Below are 23,214 nucleotides of genomic sequence, written 5' to 3'. Positions count from 1 at the left end.
ATAATCAAAAAATAATTAAAAAAATCCTCAAGGGCGGCAAAAAATTGCCGCTAACGTCATATGAGATATTATTTTATGTGATCCTATATAGTGATAATTAATACCAATGTGAGTTCGTTACAGATAACGGGGTTGTTCCGTAAAAACAACCGTGCGTTAACTAATACGTATAATCAGCTCTCATCAGGTTCACGTATCAACTCCGCTGCTGACGATGCAGCAGGTTTACAGATATCCACTCGGTTAACTTCCCAAATTAATGGAATGAAAGTCGCGTCAAGAAATGCGAACGACAGTATATCGATGATGCAAGTCGCCGAAGGTGCGATGCAACAAGTGACTAATAATTTGCAACGAATGCGGGATATTGCACTTCAAGCCGCTAATGCGACCAATACCGTAGTTGATAAAAAATCGCTAAATGAAGAATACCTGCAATTAAGTGAAGAAATAGATCGTATCAATGAAGCCACAACATTTGGTGGGCAACGTTTATACGAAAGCAATCGTTCATCAATACCTGATCAGTTCGAACGAGAAATGGTTCGTGGTTTGCAAAGCACCTGGCTAGGTGAATCTGAAAAAATTATTGAGCAATATTTTGGTATTACCGGACAAGGCGAGTTGAAACTCGATTTAGAACGTGATGCCGATGATGGCACACTAGCATGGGTTACTAATGCAACTGTCGGTGGCGTTAAGCGAGTCACTTTGACTATAGATTTAGCCGAATTCAAAGATATAGATAGTATCCATAATGGTTTGGATAATTATGGTGGCACCAAATTAGATGAAATCGTTCTTCACGAAATGGTTCATGCCACAATGGTTTCAACGATGGATGAGTTTAATAACTTACCTGCTTGGTTTAAAGAAGGTGCGGCAGAAGTATTACGTGGCGGGGATGATCAAATTGCCGGAAACTCAGGCGCAGCAGTATTAGCGGCGTTTAATGCTCAAGGAACAGGAACCACAGTAACCAATAATTTAGGTGCTTATGGTGGTGGTTTTGTGGCTATGCGCTACATGGAGCATACCTTAGGGGATAGAGGGCTAAAAAATGTAATGCAAGAACTCGCCAGTGGAGCAACTTTTGATAATGCATTAAACACGGCATCAAATGGAAACTGGTCAAATGAAGCTGATTTTAGAGCTGAATTAACCGGTGCTGCTAATGATACTGGTACATATGCAAGTCGTATGGAAGAGTTTATGGCAGAAGAAATGGACTCTACCAATAAAGACAATGGTGCGTTAGGTGGGGAAGACGCTAACAATGGTTTCACCCGTGAAAACGTAATGACGGGTTATGGTAGTGGTGACCGTAGCGGTACTCGTGGATTTACTGAAACAATTATACTTAATGATAATGATAGTGACCAAACTGACTTTGCTGTTAATTCTAATTGGGTTGACACTAACAGAGGCGATATAGCGTTACAGGATTATGAATTAGATGTTACTAGCGCTGGTGGTCCATTACATACCTTCCAAATAGGTGCTGATGCAAATCAAACCATGCAAGTGAACTTCGGTGCCTTTAGTACAACAACTCTAGGCTTGGATAATGTTGATATTGTAAATCGGTCACAATTTGCCATCTTTGCAATTGATGATGCGCTAAAAATTGTAGATAAACACCGAGCTATTTTAGGTGCGACACAGAATCGCTTAGAGAGCACGGTTAATAATTTAAATAACGTGATGGAAAATCAAATATCTGCGCGTTCACGTATTCTAGATACTGATTACGCCACAAAATCAGCTGAATTAGCTCGCTATCAAATAATGCAACAAGCTTCGATTTCATTAATGAGTCAAGCTAACCAGTCACAAGAGTTAGCATTAACTTTATTAGGCTAACTCTGACTTAATTAATAAAGGCCTTCAGGCTAATTGTATTCGCTATTTTATTGAACTAGACTCAGGATGTAACATTTTCTATGGGGGTAGAACATGAAAGTAGGTAGTAATAATATATCGTTATCATCTTCAAATACGTCTTCGACAAGTCTGAAAGAGCAGCAAGAAAGTGCAATGAAACGCTTGGTTTCAGGCCTAAAAATCAATTCAGCAAAAGATGATACCGCGGGCTTACAAATAGCGAACCGTCTTGCAAATCAATCGTCAGGTATTCAAGTAGCGATGCGTAATGCAAGTGATGCATTTAGTTATAGCTCAGTTGCAGAAAGTGCATTGTCAGGTATTAATGATGCTGCAGGTCGCATTAACGAGCTGTCATTAAGAGCTGCTAACGCATCAATGAGCGCAGCAGATAGAGACAGTATTCAACAGGAAATAGTGCAGCTGCAAGGGCAGGTGAGTGATATTCAGTCACAAACGAGTTTTGCGGGGCAAACTATTTTTACTCAATCAAATAATAATCAATTTCAAGTCGGTGCCAATGCCAATACAACGATTGGTTTAAGTCTCTCCTCAATTAATGAACAAATTGACGCGATGAATAGTATCGATGTGACTACTATAGCAGGTGCACAAGATGCCATTTCGATTAGCCAAACTGTTAACGAAAATATTAGTGGTCAACGAGGGCAAATTGGTGCGTTTCAAAATAGAATAGAATCAACAATAAACAATTTAAGTAATTCATATGTGCAATCCGAGTCGGCAAGAAGCCGCATTGAAGATACTGATTACGCTAAAGCGACAGCTGATAATATTCAAGCTTCTATAATGGGACAAGCGAATGTTGCTGTTCAAGCACAAGCCAATCTATCTAAAGGTTTGGCGTTGAATTTATTAAATTAGCCCTCATAAACTGCCCATCATTTAATAAATAACCTTATTTGTTATTGGCCTGGTTAACCTCAATGTTATATGAATTGAGGTGATAGGTTTTTGTTATGGAATAATTTAAGTGCAGTGGCAAGATTTTGACTTTGAAGGACGACTTAAGATACCACTTGGTTTTTATTTAGGGATCTTATATCTGTTACGCGGTTTTATCATATGGATCATATCGTTGACCTATTCAGATGACCGTAGTTTGTTAATTGGACTTATATATTCAAATGTATCTTTGTTTACGTTAACCATTTTAACGGGGGCGCCAGCATTGATTACTTTTTTCATATTTTCATTAAAAAAACAAAGGGAAAAAGTTTGGTATAAATCGATTTGGTCACTGCAAAGTAAAATGTTATTAATTGCACTTTTTACCGATTTAGTCATACAGTTTTATACGATTTCTTACCATATTACTCAGGTGCATTGGGTACAAATGGTGTTACTTATACTGGGAGTTTATTTATTTTGGTATTGGTTAAAATCTAATAAACTGAAACGTTTCTTTCACAACTGGTTGTTGTAGATAAGCACAAGTAGTTGATTATAAATATTGTTGCTCCAACATCTCATTTAACTTTTCAAATCTAAGTGTCTGCGCTTCAGTTAACTCGGACTGCAGTATCGTTTTTTTACAGCGAATGATAATTGTTTTTAACTCATGATGTTCAATATTTAAATTAGACTCAATCAAAGTTTGCATTAAATTTAATGCGATAGTTGAGCTTTTGGGCATGACTTTAAATGCACTATCAAAGGCTTTAAGTGCGTCATCCAAATGACCTGCCTCAAAGAAACTTACCGCTTTATTATTTAGCTCTTTTGGTGATTCCTTAATGTCATTGCGAAGTGATTTTTCGACAGCGATGTATTGGCTAAATAAGGATGAAGCCTCTGGCGATTGGCAGTACTCCGCGAGTTCATTAAAAAGAATGTGCGATAACTTGTGTAAACCTAACTCATGGAATGCTTTTGCCAAGTCTAATACGTCATCTTGATTAGTTTCATCAATGTATATTTTCTGATGTTCAACGAGCTTAATACTGTCAGATAACAACTCCTTAGCTTTCGTCTTTTCATTTTTCAAATTAAATAATCTAGCTTGCACAACGTCAATTTGACTAGTAATTGCATCACTTTTGAAGCTACCTTTAATACTACCTAATATACTTTGGCTAGAATGAATCAAACGTAAAACGTCTTCCTCTTCAAACGACGTTAACCCTAGGTCAATGGCGGAGCGTACTGCAGATAAATATATTTGCGGCGAATCGTGAATCGAAAATTTACTATTGCGGATAATGTGATTACTGGCTTCATGTTGACATTCATAGTCGTGTGTTAATCGGGCTACACTGACCAGCTCTTTTAAACGATTGATATTTCTAGGAGATATTTCCGTGGCTTGTTTTAATACAACTAATGCCTTATCAAAATCATGTAGTTTTTGGTTAATAACACTTAAATGATCCAATGCCGCTAATTTAGTTTGAGGTTGATTAAATAGTTGCTCAATTGATGTAAGAGCCTCCTCTGTTTTTTCAAGGTGGATCTGACATTCAGTTAACCCTAATAAAGCCCAAGGATGTGGATGAATACTAATGACTTTACTAAAAAAACGTTCGCCTGAATCCCAATGTTGTAATGATAAAATGATGTCACCTTTCATTTTCATTAAGTATGGGATCTTAAGGGGATTTTTATTGTTACTTATATGGTTATTTAACTTTAAATTAGCCGCTTTGTAGTCATACTGATCTAGTTTAAGTAGTACGTCTTTTATCGCTATTTTTTTACTTAAAGAACGTATTAGCCTTTTTTCAATATTTTGCGTTGTAAAAGGTTTTAAAATTACATCATCTGGATTTAACTCGATGACACTTTGACTTGATGCTAGGTCATTTTCAGAACTTAAATAAATAAACGTCATCGAAGGTAATAATAAACCTTCCGCTACAATTTGTTCGTACAACTGATATCCATCGGCGCCTTTGCTAAGATCGGAAGCACAAATAATTAAATCATAACGGTTAGTTTTTAATGCTCTTAACGCTAAATATGACCGGTCAACGATATCAACGTTATCAAATCCAATATTAGTTAATGAATACTTTAAATGACTTTGGGCTAAAGGTTGTTGCTCAATGATTAAAGCTGAATGTAAGTGATTTTTTAGATCCATAAAAAGTTCGTTTAGCCCAAGTCTTAAGTTAATACTAGAGACTAATGAAGTGAATGCAATCAAACAAAATATTTAAATTGATTATAGGGCGATAGTTTTATTTTTCAGATAATAAAAAACCCTGACGTGCAGGGTTTTTATTAATTATAGATTAGGTTATAAACCAGCATCCGATCTTAAAGCTTCAACTTTATCCGTCGCTTCCCACGGGAACTCAGGACGGCCAAAGTGACCATAAGCTGCAGTAGCTCGATAAATTGGACGTTCTAAATCTAACATTTGAATTAAGCCATATGGTCTCAAATCAAAGTGTCTACGAACTAATTCAATTAATTTATCTTCGCTTAACTTGCTTGTTCCAAATGTTTCAATACTAATAGACGTAGGTTCTGCAACGCCGATAGCATAAGATACTTGTAACTCAGCTTTATCAGCTAAGCCTGCCGCAACAATATTTTTTGCAACATAACGTGCCGCGTAAGCTGCTGAACGATCAACTTTTGATGGATCTTTACCAGAGAAAGCACCACCACCATGTCTTGCCATACCTCCGTATGTATCAACAATGATTTTACGACCAGTTAAACCACAATCACCCATAGGTCCGCCAATGACAAAACGACCGGTAGGATTGATAAAGAACTTAGTCTCTTTATTTAATAAGTGGGCTGGTAAAGTTGGTTTAATAATGGTTTCCATTACCGCTTCAACTAAATCATTTTGAGCAATACTGTCACAGTGCTGAGTTGATAAAACTACAGCGTCGATGCCGACTGGTTTGCCATTTTCATATGCAAAGGTAACTTGAGATTTTGCATCTGGACGTAACCAAGGCAATGTACCGTCTTTACGTACTTCAGCTTGGCGTTTCACTAATCGATGCGAATATTCAATTGGAGCAGGCATTAAAACGTCAGTTTCGTTACATGCGTAACCAAACATAAGACCTTGGTCTCCAGCGCCTTGTTCGTGTAGTTCTTTACGGTCAACACCTTGATTAATATCTGGTGATTGTTTACCTATTGTATTTAAAATTGCACATGAGTTTGCATCAAACCCCATGTCCGAATGGACATATCCAATTTCACTTACAGTTTTACGAGTTAACTCTTCAATATCAACCCAAGCGCTAGTAGTGATTTCACCACCAACCATAACCATGCCAGTTTTAACATAAGTTTCACAAGCAACACGTGCTTTAGGGTCTTGTTCTAAAATAGCGTCAAGTACAGCATCAGAAATTTGATCTGCAATTTTATCAGGATGCCCTTCAGACACAGATTCAGAGGTAAATAAATGTTTAGCCATTAATAATCTCACTTTGTAAAATCCAATTTGAAACTGAATTTGAGGTTTTTAAATGTCGAATACAGTAATTTTAATATAAAAAGGATACAAACACCTAGAACTTTCTGCGTCTAGACGTCTATACGTTTTAAAATTGATGGAGTTTAGTGTTATAAAATCGTTACACTTATGTGAAGTTGTAAAAAATAGTTACAAAATAAATATAACTATTTTTGGAAATATTGATTTAGATCCTTTATAAACAGGGAACTTTAAAATAGGAACTTATTGAATGACGATTATCACTCATCTCACAAAGCCAAGGTTTAGTTTAGCTAAAACTTTAATATCTTCAGCTGTAGTCTTTACTTTATCAGCTTGTTCAAGTAACTCATCAGAATCAGATATAGCCGTAAAAGCCAATCCCAAAATGGCAACGCAAGCAGCTAAAATTGAATACGTTCGTAATGTAGAAGGGATTGATGAATATACCCTTACCAATGGTATGAAAGTGTTGTTATATCCAGATCCTGCACAGCCAAAAACATTAGTGAATATTACCTATCGTGTTGGTTCTATCCACGAAAATTATGGTGAGACCGGTATGGCTCATTTGTTAGAGCATATGTTGTTTAAAGGCTCTACAAGTTATAAAGAAATTGATAAAGAGTTTAATAAGCGTGGCATGAGAGTAAATGCTACAACTTGGTTAGATAGAACTAACTACTTCGAACTTTTCGAGTCTAATGAAGAGAACTTAGCTTGGGCTTTAGGAATGGAAGCAGACCGTATGGTTAACGCAACCTTCTCAAAAACTGAATTAGAAAGTGAAATGACAGTTGTACGTAACGAAATGGAACGTGGTGAAAATAGTCCATTTAGAATGTTAAGTGCGCGTATGGGCTCAACAGCATATTTATGGCATAACTACGCAAACTCCACCATTGGAGCTCGCTCAGATGTTGAAAACTTTCCGTTTGCCAAACTTCGTAAATTCTACGATAAACACTACCGCCCAGATAATGCGGTATTAACTATCGCAGGTCGTTTTGATAAAAATAAAACACTGGCTTTAATCGAACAAACATTTGGAATGTTGGCTAAACCAGCAACTGAAATAGAAAAACTGTATACGGTAGAACCTGTACAAGACGGTGAGCGTATAGTGAATTTACGTCGTACAGGCGAAGTGCCTATTGTTGCTGCGCAATATCATGTGCCTTCAGCACTTCATGAAGATACGCCAGCTATTCAAGTTTTAGTTCAGTTGTTATCTGATAATGCCCGTGGACGTATGCAAAAAATGTTAGTAGAGCCTGGTGTTGCATCAGGTACTGGCGCTTATTCTTATTTAAGAAAAGATCCATCAGCGCTTACTATTATTGCTCAAGGTTTTAAAGGCAAAGATATAAATGAAATGGAAACGGCGTTATTAACATTAGCCGAAGATATTAAAACAAAGAAAATTTCAGCCACAGAAGTTGAACAAGCGAAAGTATCTATTTTAAAAGAAACGGAAGACGGGTTACGAAATGTAACTTCGGTTGGTATGGAATTATCAGAGTTTATTGCAATGGGGGATTACCGTTATATATTCTTCTTCCGCGATTTAGTTGAAAAAGTAACGGTAGAAGATGTGCAACGTGTTGCTGAGAAATATCTAATTGAAAGTAATCGTACTTTAGGGCGCTTTATTCCAACTAAAGACCCTGTAAGAGCAGAAATCACACCAGCTAAAGACATCAACGAAATTTTAGCGACTTATAAAGGCCGTGAAGCTATCGAAGCGGGTGAAGTATACGACAATAATGTTGAAAACATCACAGCTCGTTTACAAGAATTTAATTGGAATGTGGGCACTACGTTAAGTGTTTATCCTAAAAAACTACGTGGTGGTGAAGTTCGAATCGAAATGACATTACCGACTGGTAACATTGATTCACTTAAAGGTTATGAGCAAGACTTTAAATTAATGGGCGGTCTTTTATATAGCGGTAATGCTAAATACTCTAAAGAAGATATCGCTTCTAAATTAGATGAACTTAAAGCGTCAGTGAATATTAGTACTAATTCGATTGGCACTATCAATGTAAGTATTAAAGCGGTTAAAGCGCATTTAGATGACACCTTAGATTTTGTTCACGAAATGCTAGCCACTCCTTTATTTGAAGAATCTGAAATTAACATAGACCGAAATGCAACGGTAACCAGTCTAGAGTCAAATAGAAATGAGCCTTCAGCTATCGCTGCCGCCACGCTTCGTGAATCTATTAATGGTCACCCAAAAGGTCACCCGTTAGCGTTCAAAACTCTAGATCAACAAATTGATGCTCTTAATAAAGTCACACGTGCTCGTTTACAAAAAGTACATAAAGCACATATGTCAGTTAAAAATGCTCATATTGGTGTTGTAGGTGATGTAGATGCGAAAACCTTTTCAGAAAAATTCGAAAAGTTATTCTCGGATCTTAAAGGCACTGCTAAATACGTTGAGATGAAAGGCAACTTAAAAGATATTTCAGGAATTGATAGCTGGATTGAAACGCCAGATAAAGCCAACTCTATGTTATTTATTGGTCATAGAGTTGAGTTAAATAAACAACACCCTGATTATCATGCTGCGACCGTCGCAAATTCAATATTTGGTGGTAGTGGTTTTGCTTCACGTTTAATGCAGCGTATTCGTGTTAAAGAAGGTTACAGCTATGGTACAGGTTCAGGCCTGCAATTAGATTTCAATGAGCCAAATGGCTTATATTATATGCGTGCTATAGCAGCACCAGAAAATATGAAAAAAGTGGTTGCAGCGTACAAAGAAGAAGTTGCAAAAGCCGCCACTGAAGGGTTTACGCAAACTGAAGTTGATAATGCGATTGAAGGTGAGTTGAAAAGCCTACGAGTGTCATGGTCAAATGATGGCACCATCGCTAACTTATTAGCTGATAATAAACAGCTTAAGCGTGATTTAACTTGGTACACAGAATATGTGGAAAAAATGAATGCATTAACATTAGATCAGGTTAATGCTGCATTTAACAAATATATTGCTACTAAAGAGTTAAATATTTTTACAGCTGGTGACTTTGCTAAAGCGGCAAAAAAATAATACTTAAGTACAAAGTTTAATTATCTTTAGATAAAAACGGGATAAACAAAAACGCGATGAGCATTTTCATCGCGTTTTTTTTGTTTAAAACAAAATGCATTTATAACATTGGCTGTCATCGTGATAAACGTGACGTTTACCTTACTGCATCTTGTTCCAAATATAACAGTCTGATTAGATATGATAATAATTATAACAATAGGAATATCATGAAAAATAAAATAACAATTGCTGTCGCTATTGCTTTAATGGCCGGACTTACAGGTTGTGGGCAGTCTTCAAACTCATCTGAAACGTCAAATCCTAAAAAAATTGAACAACAAATAAATAATACAGTTTTAGCAAAGTGGACAGGTCCGTATTCAGGCGTTCCAGCGTTTGATACCGTAAAGCTTGCCGATCTTAAACCGGCATTTGAAATAGCCATGGCTAAAAAGTTAGCTGAAGTTGACGCTATTGTGAGTAACTCTGAACCCGCAACATTTGAAAATACTATTGTGGCAATAGAGCGTTCAGGAGCAGATTTAAACCGTATTTACACATATTATGGTATTTGGCGTTCAAATAAATCAACAGCAGAAACCAGAGCTGTTGCTGGTGAACTAGCACCAGTGTTATCAACTTTCTATTCAAAAATAAATCAAAACAAAGCACTATTTAATCGTATAAAAGATGTTTTTTTAAGTGATGAAATGAATACCTTGCGTAAAGAACAGCAACGTATGGTGACCGAGCAATACCAAGGATTTGTTCGTAGTGGCGCCTTGCTTAACGAACAAGATCAAAAACGTTACGCAGAAATTAATCTAGAACTGTCAGAATTACACACCCAATTTGGTAACAATGTATTAGCTGACGAAGAAAATTATGTAACGTATTTAACCAAAGAACAGCTAGGTGGATTACCGGAGTCAGTTATATCTGCGGCAGCTTCAGCAGCAAGCTCTATGGGGAAATCTGGGCAATACGCTATTACTAATACGCGCTCTTCAATGGACCCATTTTTAACTTATTCAACAGAACGAGCTTTACGTGAACAAGTTTGGAATACGTATTACAGCCGCGGTGATAATGGTGATGAATTTGATAATAATAAAATCATTGCTGAGATTTTAAAACTTCGTCATGAACGTGTTCAATTGTTGGGATATGACAACTATGGACAGTGGCGTTTAGAAAACCGCATGGCGAAAAACCCTGATAATGCATTTAAATTAATGAATGCAGTTTGGCCGGCAGCGATTGCACGTGTGGAACAAGAAGTTGCAGACATGCAAGCAGTTGCAAATGAAGAAGGCGCTGATATCAAAATTGCTCCTTGGGATTATCGTTTTTATGCCGAAAAAGTACGAAAAGCAAAATACGATTTAGACTCGGACGAAGTAAAGCAATACCTACAACTAGACAATTTACGAGACGCGATGTTTTATGTTGCTGGCGAATTGTTTGACTTTAAATTTACTGCTATTACCGACAATAGTGTGCCTGTATTTGACCCTGCTGACGTCACCGTTTGGGAAGTGACAAAGCTATCAAATAATGAACACGTTGGCGTTTGGTATTTAGACCCATACGCTAGAAAAGGTAAACGTTCAGGTGCATGGGCAACAACGTATCGTAGCCATACCAGCTATGATGGTAAAACGAATGTGTTAGCGTCAAATAATTCAAATTTCATTAAAGGTGAAGCCGGTAAACCAACGTTAATCTCTTGGTCAGATGCAGAAACCTTATTCCATGAATTTGGCCATGCGTTACACTTTTTAGCTTCAAACGTAGAGTATCCTTCACAAAACGGTGGCGTTCGTGATTACACTGAATTCCAGTCTCAATTATTAGAGCGCTGGTTAACCACTGATCCTGTGATTGATAACTACTTAGTGCATAATAAAACAGGTAAACCAATCCCAGCAGATTTAGTGGCTAAAATTAAAAAGGCAGCCACGTTTAATGAAGGCTTTAAAACCACGGAGTATTTAGCGTCTGCAATTATTGACTTAAAACTGCATACAATGGATCCAACAGGTATTGATATCGACAAATTTGAGCGTGAAACTTTAGCTGAAATGAATATGCCGAAAGAAATGGTGATGCGTCACCGTACACCGCATTTTGGACATGTGTTTTCTGGTGAAGGTTATTCTGCGGGTTATTACGGTTACATGTGGGCAGAAGTTTTGACCTCAGATGCTGCAGAAGCATTTGAGCAAGCGCCAGGCGGTTATTATGACAAAGGAATGGCCAAGAAGTTAGTTGATCATTTATTCTCTGTGCGTAACGCCGTTGACCCAGCAGAAGCATACCGTGCTTTCAGGGGGCGTGACGCAAAAGTTGAAGCATTAATGCGAGATCGTGGATTTCCAATCCCTAAAAAGTAACTTAATTGTTTTAACAAACGTAATAAAAAAGCTTCAATGTTGAAGCTTTTTTATTTATCCAAAATAGATTTAAAGATTATTTAATTAAATAAACTGTCCCCAAAACTCACTCCCACATCCGAACACCAAATACTAATACCATTTAAATCATCCAAAGTTTTATTTTCTGGCAATTGGACGGTGAAAGTTTGGTTTTCATAACGAGTACCAAATATATTGTCGCTGATCGCAAACCCTATAGGTGGGTGATAATTTTCATTTATACCGGCATACACTTCAACGATGATGCCTCCACCGTCATAATTAAAATTGGTAATTTCAATGGTACAGTCATTCAAAATAGTGGCGGTACCACTAACACTATGAGCTAAGGTGCTTAGCTCTCCTGTTTGCCCCACCATTTCATGAGCAGATGAACATTCTCTTAATTGAACCTCAGGGCTGTCCTCATCAGTTGTATTATCGGAGCCATCAGTAACTTCTATGATATCGCTAGGTTGTTTTTCAAGATCTGGATCGCCACTACTGCATGCTGATAAAAAACTGATGATTAGTATTAAGATAAAGTGTTTAAAAATCACAATATTCTCCAATTGATATAGTGAACCGCTTATGGGTAAAAATGAATAACCGTGAATTAGAATGTGACTAATTTACAAGGTTGTTATCAATAGACCTTATAAGCAGACTTTTAATTACAAAGTTGATTTATTAAATAAATCGATTCAGTTAAATCAATATAATTTGCTTTATTTCATTTTTATCTTAGTTAATCACTTAGAGTAATTGCTTTCATTGGCATTTTTAGGTCAAATAGCCCCAAGCAGAACTTCACTATAATAAAAATTTCAGGATTTCACATGACGACAAAACGAGACTTAGCTAATGCGATCAGGGCATTAAGTATGGATGCGGTGCAACAAGCCAACTCAGGCCACCCAGGTGCACCTATGGGAATGGCAGATATTGCCGAAGTATTGTGGAATGATTTTTTAAAACATAATCCAACTAATCCAAACTGGGCGGACCGCGATCGTTTTGTATTATCAAACGGTCATGGATCAATGTTAATTTATTCATTATTACATTTATCAGGTTATGACTTACCTATTGGTGAAATCAAAAACTTCCGTCAATTACATTCTAAAACACCAGGTCATCCAGAATACGGTTATACACCAGGTGTAGAAACCACAACGGGTCCTCTAGGCGCAGGTGTTTCTAATGCCGTAGGTATGGCGATTGCTGAAAAAACGTTAGCGGCACAGTTTAACCGTGAAGGCCACGATGTAGTTGACCATTTCACTTATTGTTTCTTAGGTGACGGCTGTTTAATGGAAGGTATTTCCCATGAAGCAAGTTCATTAGCTGGCACATTGAAGCTTGGAAAATTAATTGCTTTTTATGATGACAATGGCATCAGTATTGATGGTGAAGTTGAAGGCTGGTTTACTGAAGATACCTCTGCACGTTTTAAAGCTTACGGTTGGCATGTTGTTGAAGCCATCGACGGTCACGATGCCGCGGCGATAAGCGCAGCGATTGCCGAAGCGCAATCGGTTACTGACAAACCGTCAATGATCATTTGTAAAACTACTATAGGTTTTGGTTCTCCAAACAAACAAGGTACCCACAACTGTCACGGCGCACCATTAGGTGACGATGAAATTAAAGCCGCACGTGAATTGTTAAATTGGCCACATGCACCTTTTGAAATCCCTGCAGACGTATACGCCGGTTGGGATGCTAAAGAAGATGGTACGGAATTAGAAAATGAGTGGAACGAAAAGTTTGTTGCCTATAAAAATGCACATCCTGAACTTGCTGCCGAATTTGAACGTCGTGTAATTTTAGGTGAATTACCAGAAGGGTTCTCTGAGAAAGCTTATGCCTACGCATTAGAGTGCCAAGAGAAAGGCGAAAAAATCGCATCTCGCAAAGCATCACAAAATACAATTGAAATGTTCGGCTCATTATTGCCTGAGTTATTAGGTGGTTCTGCAGATTTAGCGGGTTCAAACTTAACACTTTGGTCTGGTTCTAAAGGCATTCAAGATGACGCTGCCGGTAACTACATTTATTACGGTGTACGTGAATTTGGTATGAGCGGCATAATGAATGGTATTTCATTACACAGTGGTTTCATTAACTACGGTGCAACTTTCTTAATGTTTATGGAGTACGCACGTAACGCTGTACGCATGTCAGCATTAATGGGCATACAAAATATCTTCGTTTATACCCATGATTCAATTGGTCAAGGTGAAGATGGCCCAACTCATCAACCAATCGAACAAGTAGCTAACTTACGTATGACGCCAAACATGCATACTTGGCGTCCAGCTGATGCAACGGAAAGTGCTATCGCATGGAAGTCTGCAGTGGAATATACAGACGGTCCTTCAGCACTAATATTTTCTCGTCAAGGTTTACCGTCAAATGCTCGTACAGCTGAGCAAGTTGCACAAATTGAGAAGGGCGGTTACGTACTTGTTGATTGTGAAGGCACACCTGAGGTCATTTTAATCGCCACCGGTTCTGAAGTTGAATTAGCCGTAAATTCACAAAAAGCATTAACGGAGCAAGGGATAAAAACCCGTGTTGTGTCTATGCCTTGTACTAACTTATTTGATCAACAAGATGCTGAATATAAACAGTCAGTATTACCAAATAGCGTAGTGAAACGTGTTGCTATCGAAGCGGCACACGTTGATTACTGGGCTAAATATGTTGGTTTCTCTGGGGCCGTTGTTGGTATGAGTACCTTTGGTGAATCAGCTCCGGGTAACGTTTTACTTGAGCATTTTGGCTTTACAGTAGAGAACGTAGTTAATACGGTTAAAGCGTTATAAATAAAAACTAATAGTTAGTCGATATTTATAAAATTGAAAAAGCGGGTATGATATACCCGCTTTTTGTATCTCACTTTCCAAGTTTTAATATCCAATGGAACAAATTTAATGACCCAACAAGCTCGTCCGATTAATGTTGCCATCAATGGTTTTGGCCGAATAGGTCGTAATGTATTACGTGCCGTTTATGAAACCGGTCGTGCATCTCAGATCAATATTGTCGCGATAAATGAATTAGCCGAGCCTGAAGGTATAGCGCATTTATTAAAATACGATACATCACATGGTAAATTCGGTTTTGACGTTAAGTTAGATACGGATAAAAACTTACTGGTAGAAAATAGAAAAATTGAATTACTGTGCGTAAAAAAATTATCTGAGTTGCCTTGGCAACAACTGAATGTTGATGTGGTCTTAGATTGTACGGGGGTATATAAAAGCCAAGAAGACGGACAAGCCCATATTGATTCAGGCGCTAAAAAAGTAATATTCTCGCATCCTGCAGATAATGATATTGATGCAACTATCATTTACGGCATTAATCATGATTTATTGACTTCAGAACATAACGTTATTTCAAATGGCTCATGCACAACCAACTGTATTGTTCCTGTCATCAAAGCATTAGACGATGCCTTTGGTGTAGACAGTGGCACAATTACGACCATACATTCATCGATGCACGATCAACAAGTTATTGATGCGTATCACCCAGATTTACGAAGAACCCGAGCAGCAAGCCAAAGCATTATTCCAGTAGACACTAAATTGGCTGCTGGAATAGAACGCATTATGCCGCAATTTGCCGGCCGATTTGAAGCCATTGCTGTGCGTGTACCAACGATAAATGTGACCGCGATGGATTTGAGTGTTTATGTAAACACAGATGTAGATATCGCCAAAGTGAATCAAGCCATTAATAAAGCATTATCAAATGGATTAAGTGGCATCTTAGGTTACACCGAAGAGCCTTTGGTTTCGGTAGATTTTAACCATGACCCTCATTCAGCCATTGTTGATGGCAATCAAACACGAGTCAGTCATAAACGGTTAGTAAAAGTGTTAGCTTGGTGTGATAACGAGTGGGGTTTTGCCAACAGAATGTTAGACACCACATTAGAATTAAGAAAATATTTAAATTAATAATAAAATCATAAGCCACTAATTAGCTTAGTGTTTATATATCAATAAGAGGAATAAAGATGTCAGTATTAAAAATGGCTGAGTTAGACTTACAAGGCAAAACGGTATTAATTCGTGAAGACCTTAATGTTCCAGTTAAAGATGGTGTTGTGACGTCAGCGGTTCGTATTAACTCTGCGTTACCAACTATTAAATTGGCGTTAGAAAAAGGCGCTAAAGTATTAGTGATGTCTCATCTTGGTCGTCCTGTTGAAGGTGAATACGATGAAGCGTTTTCATTAGCTCCTGTGGTTACATATTTAACAGAGAAATTAACAGTTCCTGTTCGTTTAGAAAAAGATTACTTAAATGGCGTTACGGCTAATGCTGGTGAAGTTGTTATTCTTGAGAATGTTCGTTTTAACGTTGGCGAAAAGAAAAACACAGATGAGTTAGCCAAACAATATGCAGCTTTATGTGATGTGTTTGTTATGGATGCATTTGGTACAGCTCATCGTGCACAAGGTTCAACTCATGGTGTTGCTAAGTTTGCACCTGTTGCATGTGCTGGTCCTTTATTATCAGCTGAGTTAGAAGCATTAGGTAAAGCACTAGATAACCCAGCTAGACCGTTAGTGGCTGTGGTTGGTGGTTCTAAAGTTTCTACTAAGTTAACGGTATTAGAGTCGTTATCTAAAATCTGTGACCAACTAATTGTAGGTGGTGGCATCTCAAATACATTTGTTGCTGCACGTGGTTATAATGTTGGTCAATCTTTGTATGAAAAAGACTTGATCCCACAAGCTCAAAAACTAATGGCCGATCTTGATATTCCAGAAGTAACAGATGTTCGTGTTGGCACAGAGTTCTCTGACACAGCAGTAGCCACGATAAAGCCAGTTGACCAAGTGCAAGACAATGAAGAGATCATGGATTTGGGTCCAGACTCTGCACAAGCATTAGCTGACATTTTGAAAAATGCTAAAACCATTTTATGGAATGGCCCTTGTGGTGTTTTTGAGTTTGATAACTTTTCTAAAGGCACAGAAGTGGTTGCACAAGCCATTGCAGACAGTGACGCTTTTTCAGTGGCAGGTGGCGGTGATACGCTAGCGGCTATCGATAAATATGGTTTAGCGGATAAAGTTTCTTATATTTCTACCGGCGGCGGTGCGTTCTTAGAGTTTGTTGAAGGTAAAGTATTACCTGCTGTTGAAATTTTAGAGCAACGCGCTAAGTCTTAATATTAAATGCGAATATTAAGATGAAATAACAAAAGCCCAAATATGAAAATTCATATTTGGGCTTTTTAGTATCTCTTATTAAAAGCTGAGCTAAATTACTTTTCTAGGTATTCAGCGAGTGCTTCACTTCCACCAATATGTTTACCTTCAACAAACACTTGTGGAACCGTTTCTTTGCCTGTCATAGCTTTTAAACTGGTTAAGCTTGCATCTTTACCCAATGTAATTTCTTCAAAAGTGTAACCAGCATTAGTTAACATTTCTTTTGCTGCTATACAAAATGGGCAATCTGGTTTTGTGAATAACGAAATCGCTTGCGGTTTTGCTGCGCTTGGGTTGATGTATTCCAACATAGTATCCGCATCAGAAACTTCAAACGGGTCACCCGGTTTTTGCGGCTCTATAAACATTTTTTCGATAACGCCATTTTTAACTAACATGGAATATCTCCATGAACGTTTACCAAAACCAACTTGAGACATGTCAACAATCATGCCCATCTTGTCTGTGAACTCACCATTACCATCAGGGAACATAGTAATGTTTTGAGCTTCTTGATCTTTAGCCCAAGCATTCATCACAAAACTGTCGTTGACTGATACACAAACAATCTCATCTACGCCGTTTTTATTTAACGTTGCTGCAAGTTCGTTATAACGCGGTAAATGAGTAGAACTACACGTTGGGGTAAATGCACCAGGTAGTGAAAATACAACAACCGTTTTGTCTTTAAATAATTCACCTGTGTTGATAGATTGCCAATCGTTCCCTACACGAACTGGAATAGTAACGTTTGGGATAGTTTGACCTTCAATTGATTTAAACATGTAATGACCTCTAAAATTGTTAATTGCGTTAACTGATGTAGTAATAATAACGCGCCACATTAATTATTAAAATTAATTAAAATGGATGTTGATAATCGATTAAATAGATTGATTGAGTTCGATTAATTTAAAACTCGCGTGTTTTTGGCCTTCAACTAATACACTACATTGTCCCCAAGAGTCTGGGATAGTCCATTGATTATCAGGTTGGACAGTGAAAATATTTCGTTTATGTTGGCAACGTACTTCTAATTTATCTAAATCGCCATGAATATTAGTAATAGAAAAGCTATTTCTAATTAACTCATGTGTCCATACGTTTTTTGTTAATTCTCCTTGCACTAAAATTGGCGTTTCACTCTGCACCAAGTGTTGGATGTTTTGTATAATAGACTTATTACTTTTAACAAATTGTTGGGCAGCCTCGTTTTCAAATTTAGTTAAAAGTTCAAAAGTAGACATAGCTTTAGTAAATAATTGTTTCTCCAATTGGAAAATAAATAAACGATGTAAAATATCTACACTAATAGATTCCGGTAATGTACTACTCATTTGCTTAGTGGCAGGTTTCGCATAGCGAGATACTTGTTTTAAATGATGGTATTGTTCATTTTTATTTTCAGTTAATAGGTAATAACGGAATTGTAAATAATGTGCCCAAGCAAGATCAGATATGTTTTTATTTTTGTAGTTATTTATATCATCGATAGATTCTTTTAATTCAGTTATGTTTTCTTCATCTAGACTTGTTGATGCTCGGTCAAATATTCGTTTGAATTTTTTAGATATTCCACTTTTACCTAGGCGGAAATCGAGTTGAACTGAATTTTGACAAGATTCTATTGCATCCCCGTTACTATTTAATGCAGGACTATAATGCCATTTCTTAACGGCTTTTTTTGCCTCGGCAATAAAGTCGTTGGAACCTGCATTGTTTAATACAAGTACGTCTTCAACGTCACCATCTTTTGATACAACAAAACTTAATTGAACCCAGCCCTCTTGACCTGACCGTGCCGCTCTTGAGGGATATTTAGGCGCAATTCTTTTTACTGGCGTTGCTAATATAAGGCTGTCAATTAATCTGGAAACTGCATCTGGTTTTGTTTCAAGCTCACTTGCAAGGCCTTGAAAAGAAGCAATGATTAAGATTGAGGATAGTAATTTGTATAACATGAAAATTCCTTTTTTTATGTGAGCGGTTACTTTAACCTTTTGAAAAATAATTTCAAAATTAACTTATGCCAAATTAACAGTTGATTTTTGGACGTTTAGATGGCTATATGTGCATTATGTTATTTAAGAGTAGGTACGCCTTATGAGTTTTGATCAAGTTGTAGATAGAAGTGGCACATTTTCATTTAAGTGGGAAAGATATAAAGGCAAAGATATATTGCCGCTTTGGGTAGCCGATTCAGAATTTAAATGCGCACCGGCAATAGTTGAAGCGTTACAGAAACGTGTTGAGCACGGTGTATATGGTTATCATTTACCGGGAGAATATGAGCCTGCAATTAATGCCGTGGTTCGTTGGTTAAACGACAAACACGATTGGCAAATAAAGCCAGAGTGGATTGTATGGACTCCGGGTGTAGTACCAGCATTTAATGTGGCGTGTAAAGCCTACTGTGAGCCGGGTGATAAAGTACTAATACAAACACCTAATTATCCACCAATGTTCGCAGCACCAGCTAATAACGATTTAATTCGTGAAGAAGTAGGCACTGTTTTAGAAAATGGCCGTTGGACATTAGACTTTACACAGTTAGAGGAAAAGGCATCTGATCCCAAAACCAAACTGTTTATTATGTGTAACCCAATGAATCCAGTGGGCACAGTAATGACAGAGGAAGAGTTAAGTAAGGTTGAGGCTATCTGCTTAAAGCATAACGTTGTTTTATGTTCAGATGAAATTCACTGTGACTTAATTTTAGATGAAAATGCTACTCATATTCCGGCGGGGAAATTAGCTGAAATCGGTTCTCAAACCATAACGTTAATGGCAGCAAGTAAAACCTTTAATGTTGCAGGTTTAGGCACATCGTTCGCTATTATTCCTGATGCGAGTGTCCGTTTGAAGTTCACTAAAGCCAGTGCTGGAATTGTACCTTGGGTAAATTTTATGGGCTTAGTAGCAACTGAAGTTGCATTTACTCAATGTGATGATTGGCACCAAGAGCAACTTGAATATTTAAGGGGGAATTTGGATTACGTGGTTGAACAAGTAGAAAAATTAAATGGTTTTTCTATAATCAAACCACAAGCCACTTTCTTAGCTTGGATTGATGGTTCTGAGTTAGGTGTTAGTAATGTTCATACTTACATGGAATCTAAAGGTGTGGGTCCGTCACCGGGTAAAGACTTTGGCTGGCCTAAATTTACTCGTATTAACTTTGGTTGTCCGCGCAGTATGTTAGAACAAGCGTTTGAACGTTTAAATAAATAAACATTCATAGTTGTTTGCCAAGTTGTTTCTGGTTAAGCCCTAATCATTATTAGGGCTTTTTTGTGGTTACAATATTTATAAAAAACTGGCTATCTGTGCCAATGTTTTTTTAGTTTGAGCGTGCTCTGGGACACTTGCATCTGCAGCAGGGTAACCTGCAATAATTAACATATACGGGCGTTCATCTTCTGGCCGGTCACAAATTTTAGATAAGAAGTGCATCGGTTTTGGCGTATGAGTAAGGGTAACCAGTCCGGCATTGTGTAATGCATTTATCAGGAAACCCGTGGCGATGCCTACCGATTCGTGCACATAGTAGTTGGTGTTTTTATCTTCCGCATTCACACCACCTTTTTTCTGACTAAACACAGCGATTAACCATGGAGCATGTTCTAAATAAGGTTTATTTGAGTCAGTACCTAAAGGCTTTAACGCTTCCAGCCACTCTTCACCAGCTCGGCCGGAATAAAATCCTCGTTCATGTTGTTCTGCTTGTTCTCGCACTTGCTGTTTTACTTCATGTGAATGTATAGCGGTGAAATGCCACGGTTGATGATTCGCGCCACTTGGTGCAGTACCAGCTGCTTTTATGCAGTTTTCAATAATAACTTGGTCGACGGGGCGGTCACTGAAACTTCTAATACTGTGTCTGCGTTTGATATCGAGATAAAACTGCTCAGAACGGGCTAACATTTCATCAGCAGGGTATTCTATATAATCAGTTAATGGGGTTGAATCGTGTTGTTTCATTGAGGCTCTCCGTGATTAATCGTCTATAGATTAACGATTTAACCACGGGTTAAGCAAGGATGGATTAGTTAATTTATCAAAATGTTAATCAGTATTTGTATTAGTAAGCTGACAAGCTTTTTCGTTCGAAATTATCAGTGCTTATAGTTAAATTAAGGCTTGCAATTTGCCTGTCTAACTCAGCCGCTTTAATATTTAATGAACTAAGCGTAATAGTATTGTCATCTAAGGTGTATAACTGAATACAGGCTTTATAGTAAAAGTACATAATCTCGATGGCTGTTACGTCGTTCTCATTAACCGCTAAGTTAATCTTTTTGCTCTTTCGATGAATTTGATTAAGGACTTGTTTTAGATCCCACACATAAGCAATTTCATACATAAAAGGATGTTGTTTATATTTTGCTAATATAGAACCAATAATAATTGACGCGATTACGACCCCTGCAAAGTTGATCCAAAAGTGCGAGCTTTCACCATCGTTCACCAGATAAATGACTAAGGTTGAAATGGAGAGGGATAGTACAATTAATCCAACAATACATGCCAAAATGACTTTGTTTAGATGTTTTCTATATCGAGTTTTATCAATGTTTTCTAGTTTCATTTTTCACTTATTCAGCAATTAAATTAAATAGGTTGTGTATTAAGTTGTGCACTTAATATGACGGAATATTTAGAATATAACTAATTTTATAACATTGAGTATACATTAAGGTGAATAGCGAATGAACGTAAGTCTACGAACTAAGTGCTTGTTTCGATGAAAAAGCCAAAATTAGCGATAAAGCATTAATATTTCGATATAAATTACGTTAATATAGCGGCAATAGTAAACGTGATTAAGGTTGTTTATAACATGAGTATTTGGTTTTCACCTCCGGAATTGAGTGTCATTAATTCATGGAACAAAGGTACTATGTTGGAGCATTTAGGAATTGAAATAACGGAAGTTGGGGAGGATTACATTGAAGGGACTATGCCTGCTGATAATCGCACTTTTCAACCGTTTAAACTCGTTCATGGTGGTGCCAACGTTGTTCTCGCTGAATCGTTAGGTTCGATAGGAGCTCAGTTAACCATTGACCCAGCCCAATATTATTGTGTTGGTCAAGAGGTAAACGCAAATCATTTACGAGGGGTTCGACAAGGAACGGTTCGTGGCAGAGCTGAACAAGTTTATAAAGGTAAAACGTCTCAAGTTTGGGAAATAAAACTGTATGATCAACGTAATAAAATGACCTGTATTTCTCGATTGACGGTCGCTGTAGTTAAGGTAGTAAAATAATGAAAAATGCAATAATAATGACTTTGGTTCTGTTTATATCCATGATGACCTTATCCAGCCAAGCGATTGAAACTGGGGATAAAACGGAAAATAAAAAAGTAAAAACAACGGATAAAAAAACCATGACCATCTCGCCAGAGATGAAAGCAGCTATGGTAGCAAAAGATAATAACAGCAATACACAGCCCGCTAATGTGGTTGATGGATTATCTACGTCAGAACGCTTTGTAAAATACTTACATTCAGGCTTTATTCATATTATTCCAAAAGGCATTGATCACATTTTATTTGTGCTTGGATTATTTTTATCCACCATCATGTTCAGAAAACTAGTATGGCAAGTCACTACGTTTACTTTAGCGCATAGCATAAGTTTGGGGTTAGCCGCGTCAGGGGTGATTTCTATAAGTGCGGATATTATCGAGCCGCTTATTGCATTAAGTATTGCGTTTGTTGCTTTTGAAAATATCAGAAACTCAGAAGCCGGCTCCTCAAGATTGATCATGATCTTTATTTTTGGTTTGTTGCACGGTTTAGGCTTTGCTTTTGTACTCACTGAATTTGGTTTGCCTTCCAACTCTTTCTTAACGTCATTATTTGCCTTCAATATAGGTGTGGAAGTAGGGCAGTTAACTGTTTTGGCTTTAGCTGGAATACTTTTATATTCTTGGAGTAAAAAGCCAAGTTATAGAATGTTCGTGCAAATTCCCGGCTCAGTGTTAATAGGTTTTGTTGGACTTTATTGGACAATTGAAAGGTTATTAAATATTTAAGTTGAATTCAGATCTAGCAACAGTTAATGTATTTCCGATACATTTAGCTGTTGCTTTATGACAGTAGAGTTAATTTCCAACAAAAATAATAAATAGGAAATGTTATGCATTCATCAAGTCGAGGTATCGGTCTAGGTACCGTCATAGTATTAGT

General features: G+C 37.4%; 18 protein-coding genes. 11 read left to right on the top strand and 7 right to left on the bottom strand.

The genetic code is table 11. The features are described 5' to 3' along the window. Window positions 1-90: 90 nt before the first annotated feature. The 3 genes from RT723_RS07240 (at window position 91) to RT723_RS07230 (ending at window position 3,331) form a co-directional block, all read left to right on the top strand. The gene (locus RT723_RS07240; protein WP_315946486.1) at window positions 91-1,863 is read left to right on the top strand and encodes a flagellinolysin; all 1,773 of its coding nucleotides are present in this window, start codon (window positions 91-93) and stop codon (window positions 1,861-1,863) included. A 93-nt stretch (window positions 1,864-1,956) separates the two neighbouring features. After that, a complete protein-coding gene (locus RT723_RS07235) occupies window positions 1,957-2,769 on the top strand; it encodes a flagellin N-terminal helical domain-containing protein (protein ID WP_315946485.1) in 813 nt (270 codons plus the stop codon). A gap of 109 nt (window positions 2,770-2,878) precedes the next feature. Then, a complete protein-coding gene (locus RT723_RS07230) occupies window positions 2,879-3,331 on the top strand; it encodes a DUF2919 family protein (protein ID WP_315946484.1) in 453 nt (150 codons plus the stop codon). A gap of 18 nt (window positions 3,332-3,349) precedes the next feature. Here the strand turns inward: RT723_RS07230 and RT723_RS07225 are convergent, their stop codons facing one another. Both RT723_RS07225 and metK read right to left on the bottom strand, forming a co-directional pair. Then, window positions 3,350-4,987 (bottom strand): response regulator, encoded by a 1,638-nt coding sequence (locus tag RT723_RS07225; RefSeq protein WP_315946483.1) that lies wholly within the window; start codon window positions 4,985-4,987, stop codon window positions 3,350-3,352. A 156-nt stretch (window positions 4,988-5,143) separates the two neighbouring features. Continuing rightward, complete coding sequence (gene metK, locus RT723_RS07220; RefSeq protein WP_315946482.1) at window positions 5,144-6,295, bottom strand: methionine adenosyltransferase; 1,152 nt, start codon at window positions 6,293-6,295, stop codon at window positions 5,144-5,146. Between the two features lie 271 nt (window positions 6,296-6,566). Here metK and RT723_RS07215 point away from each other — a divergent pair, with 271 nt between their 5' ends. Together RT723_RS07215 and RT723_RS07210 are read left to right on the top strand one after the other, a co-directional pair. Further along, window positions 6,567-9,380, top strand: a complete 2,814-nt coding sequence (locus tag RT723_RS07215) for a M16 family metallopeptidase (protein WP_315946481.1) — start codon at window positions 6,567-6,569, stop codon at window positions 9,378-9,380. A gap of 209 nt (window positions 9,381-9,589) precedes the next feature. Beyond that, window positions 9,590-11,758 carry a M3 family metallopeptidase gene (locus RT723_RS07210; RefSeq protein ID WP_315946480.1) on the top strand — a complete coding sequence of 723 codons (2,169 nt, stop codon included), beginning with the start codon at window positions 9,590-9,592 and terminating at the stop codon, window positions 11,756-11,758. Window positions 11,759-11,838: 80 nt separating this feature from the next. Here RT723_RS07210 and RT723_RS07205 read toward each other — a convergent pair whose 3' ends face one another. Continuing rightward, on the bottom strand, window positions 11,839-12,339 hold the full coding sequence (locus RT723_RS07205; protein ID WP_315946479.1) for a DM13 domain-containing protein: 501 nt from the start codon (window positions 12,337-12,339) through the stop codon (window positions 11,839-11,841). A gap of 279 nt (window positions 12,340-12,618) precedes the next feature. On the opposite strand from RT723_RS07205, the gene tkt reads away from it, so the two are divergent. The 3 genes from tkt (at window position 12,619) to RT723_RS07190 (ending at window position 16,976) form a co-directional block, all read left to right on the top strand. Further along, a complete protein-coding gene (gene tkt, locus RT723_RS07200) occupies window positions 12,619-14,610 on the top strand; it encodes a transketolase (RefSeq protein WP_315946478.1) in 1,992 nt (663 codons plus the stop codon). A 108-nt stretch (window positions 14,611-14,718) separates the two neighbouring features. Beyond that, window positions 14,719-15,753 carry an erythrose-4-phosphate dehydrogenase gene (gene epd, locus RT723_RS07195; RefSeq protein WP_315946477.1) on the top strand — a complete coding sequence of 345 codons (1,035 nt, stop codon included), beginning with the start codon at window positions 14,719-14,721 and terminating at the stop codon, window positions 15,751-15,753. Between the two features lie 59 nt (window positions 15,754-15,812). Then, window positions 15,813-16,976 carry a phosphoglycerate kinase gene (locus RT723_RS07190; RefSeq protein ID WP_216054470.1) on the top strand — a complete coding sequence of 388 codons (1,164 nt, stop codon included), beginning with the start codon at window positions 15,813-15,815 and terminating at the stop codon, window positions 16,974-16,976. 95 nt (window positions 16,977-17,071) lie between these two features. Here RT723_RS07190 and RT723_RS07185 read toward each other — a convergent pair whose 3' ends face one another. Together RT723_RS07185 and RT723_RS07180 are read right to left on the bottom strand one after the other, a co-directional pair. Next, the gene (locus tag RT723_RS07185; protein WP_315946476.1) at window positions 17,072-17,803 is read right to left on the bottom strand and encodes a glutathione peroxidase; all 732 of its coding nucleotides are present in this window, start codon (window positions 17,801-17,803) and stop codon (window positions 17,072-17,074) included. A 99-nt stretch (window positions 17,804-17,902) separates the two neighbouring features. Then, window positions 17,903-18,979 carry an energy transducer TonB gene (locus tag RT723_RS07180; RefSeq protein ID WP_315946475.1) on the bottom strand — a complete coding sequence of 359 codons (1,077 nt, stop codon included), beginning with the start codon at window positions 18,977-18,979 and terminating at the stop codon, window positions 17,903-17,905. A 142-nt stretch (window positions 18,980-19,121) separates the two neighbouring features. Between RT723_RS07180 and RT723_RS07175 the strand changes: the two genes are divergently transcribed. Next, window positions 19,122-20,249, top strand: a complete 1,128-nt coding sequence (locus RT723_RS07175; RefSeq protein WP_315946474.1) for a MalY/PatB family protein — start codon at window positions 19,122-19,124, stop codon at window positions 20,247-20,249. A 75-nt stretch (window positions 20,250-20,324) separates the two neighbouring features. Here RT723_RS07175 and RT723_RS07170 read toward each other — a convergent pair whose 3' ends face one another. Beyond that, complete coding sequence (locus tag RT723_RS07170; protein ID WP_315946473.1) at window positions 20,325-20,999, bottom strand: nitroreductase family protein; 675 nt, start codon at window positions 20,997-20,999, stop codon at window positions 20,325-20,327. Between the two features lie 100 nt (window positions 21,000-21,099). Further along, entirely contained in the window at window positions 21,100-21,606 is a 507-nt protein-coding gene (locus tag RT723_RS07165; protein ID WP_315946472.1) for a DUF3087 domain-containing protein, read from the bottom strand. Window positions 21,607-21,858: 252 nt separating this feature from the next. Here RT723_RS07165 and RT723_RS07160 point away from each other — a divergent pair, with 252 nt between their 5' ends. Then, complete coding sequence (locus RT723_RS07160; RefSeq protein WP_315946471.1) at window positions 21,859-22,287, top strand: hotdog fold thioesterase; 429 nt, start codon at window positions 21,859-21,861, stop codon at window positions 22,285-22,287. Then, on the top strand, window positions 22,287-23,060 hold the full coding sequence (locus RT723_RS07155) for a HupE/UreJ family protein (RefSeq protein ID WP_315946470.1): 774 nt from the start codon (window positions 22,287-22,289) through the stop codon (window positions 23,058-23,060). The genes RT723_RS07160 and RT723_RS07155 overlap by 1 nt, the downstream gene beginning before the upstream one ends. Window positions 23,061-23,214: the final 154 nt, after the last annotated feature.

Source organism: Psychrosphaera aquimarina (assembly GCF_032461525.1).
Taxonomy (GTDB): Bacteria; Pseudomonadota; Gammaproteobacteria; order Enterobacterales; family Alteromonadaceae; genus Psychrosphaera; species Psychrosphaera aquimarina.
The sequence above is the reverse complement of the archived record's forward strand: the minus strand, read 5'-3'. Positions and strand labels throughout refer to the sequence as shown.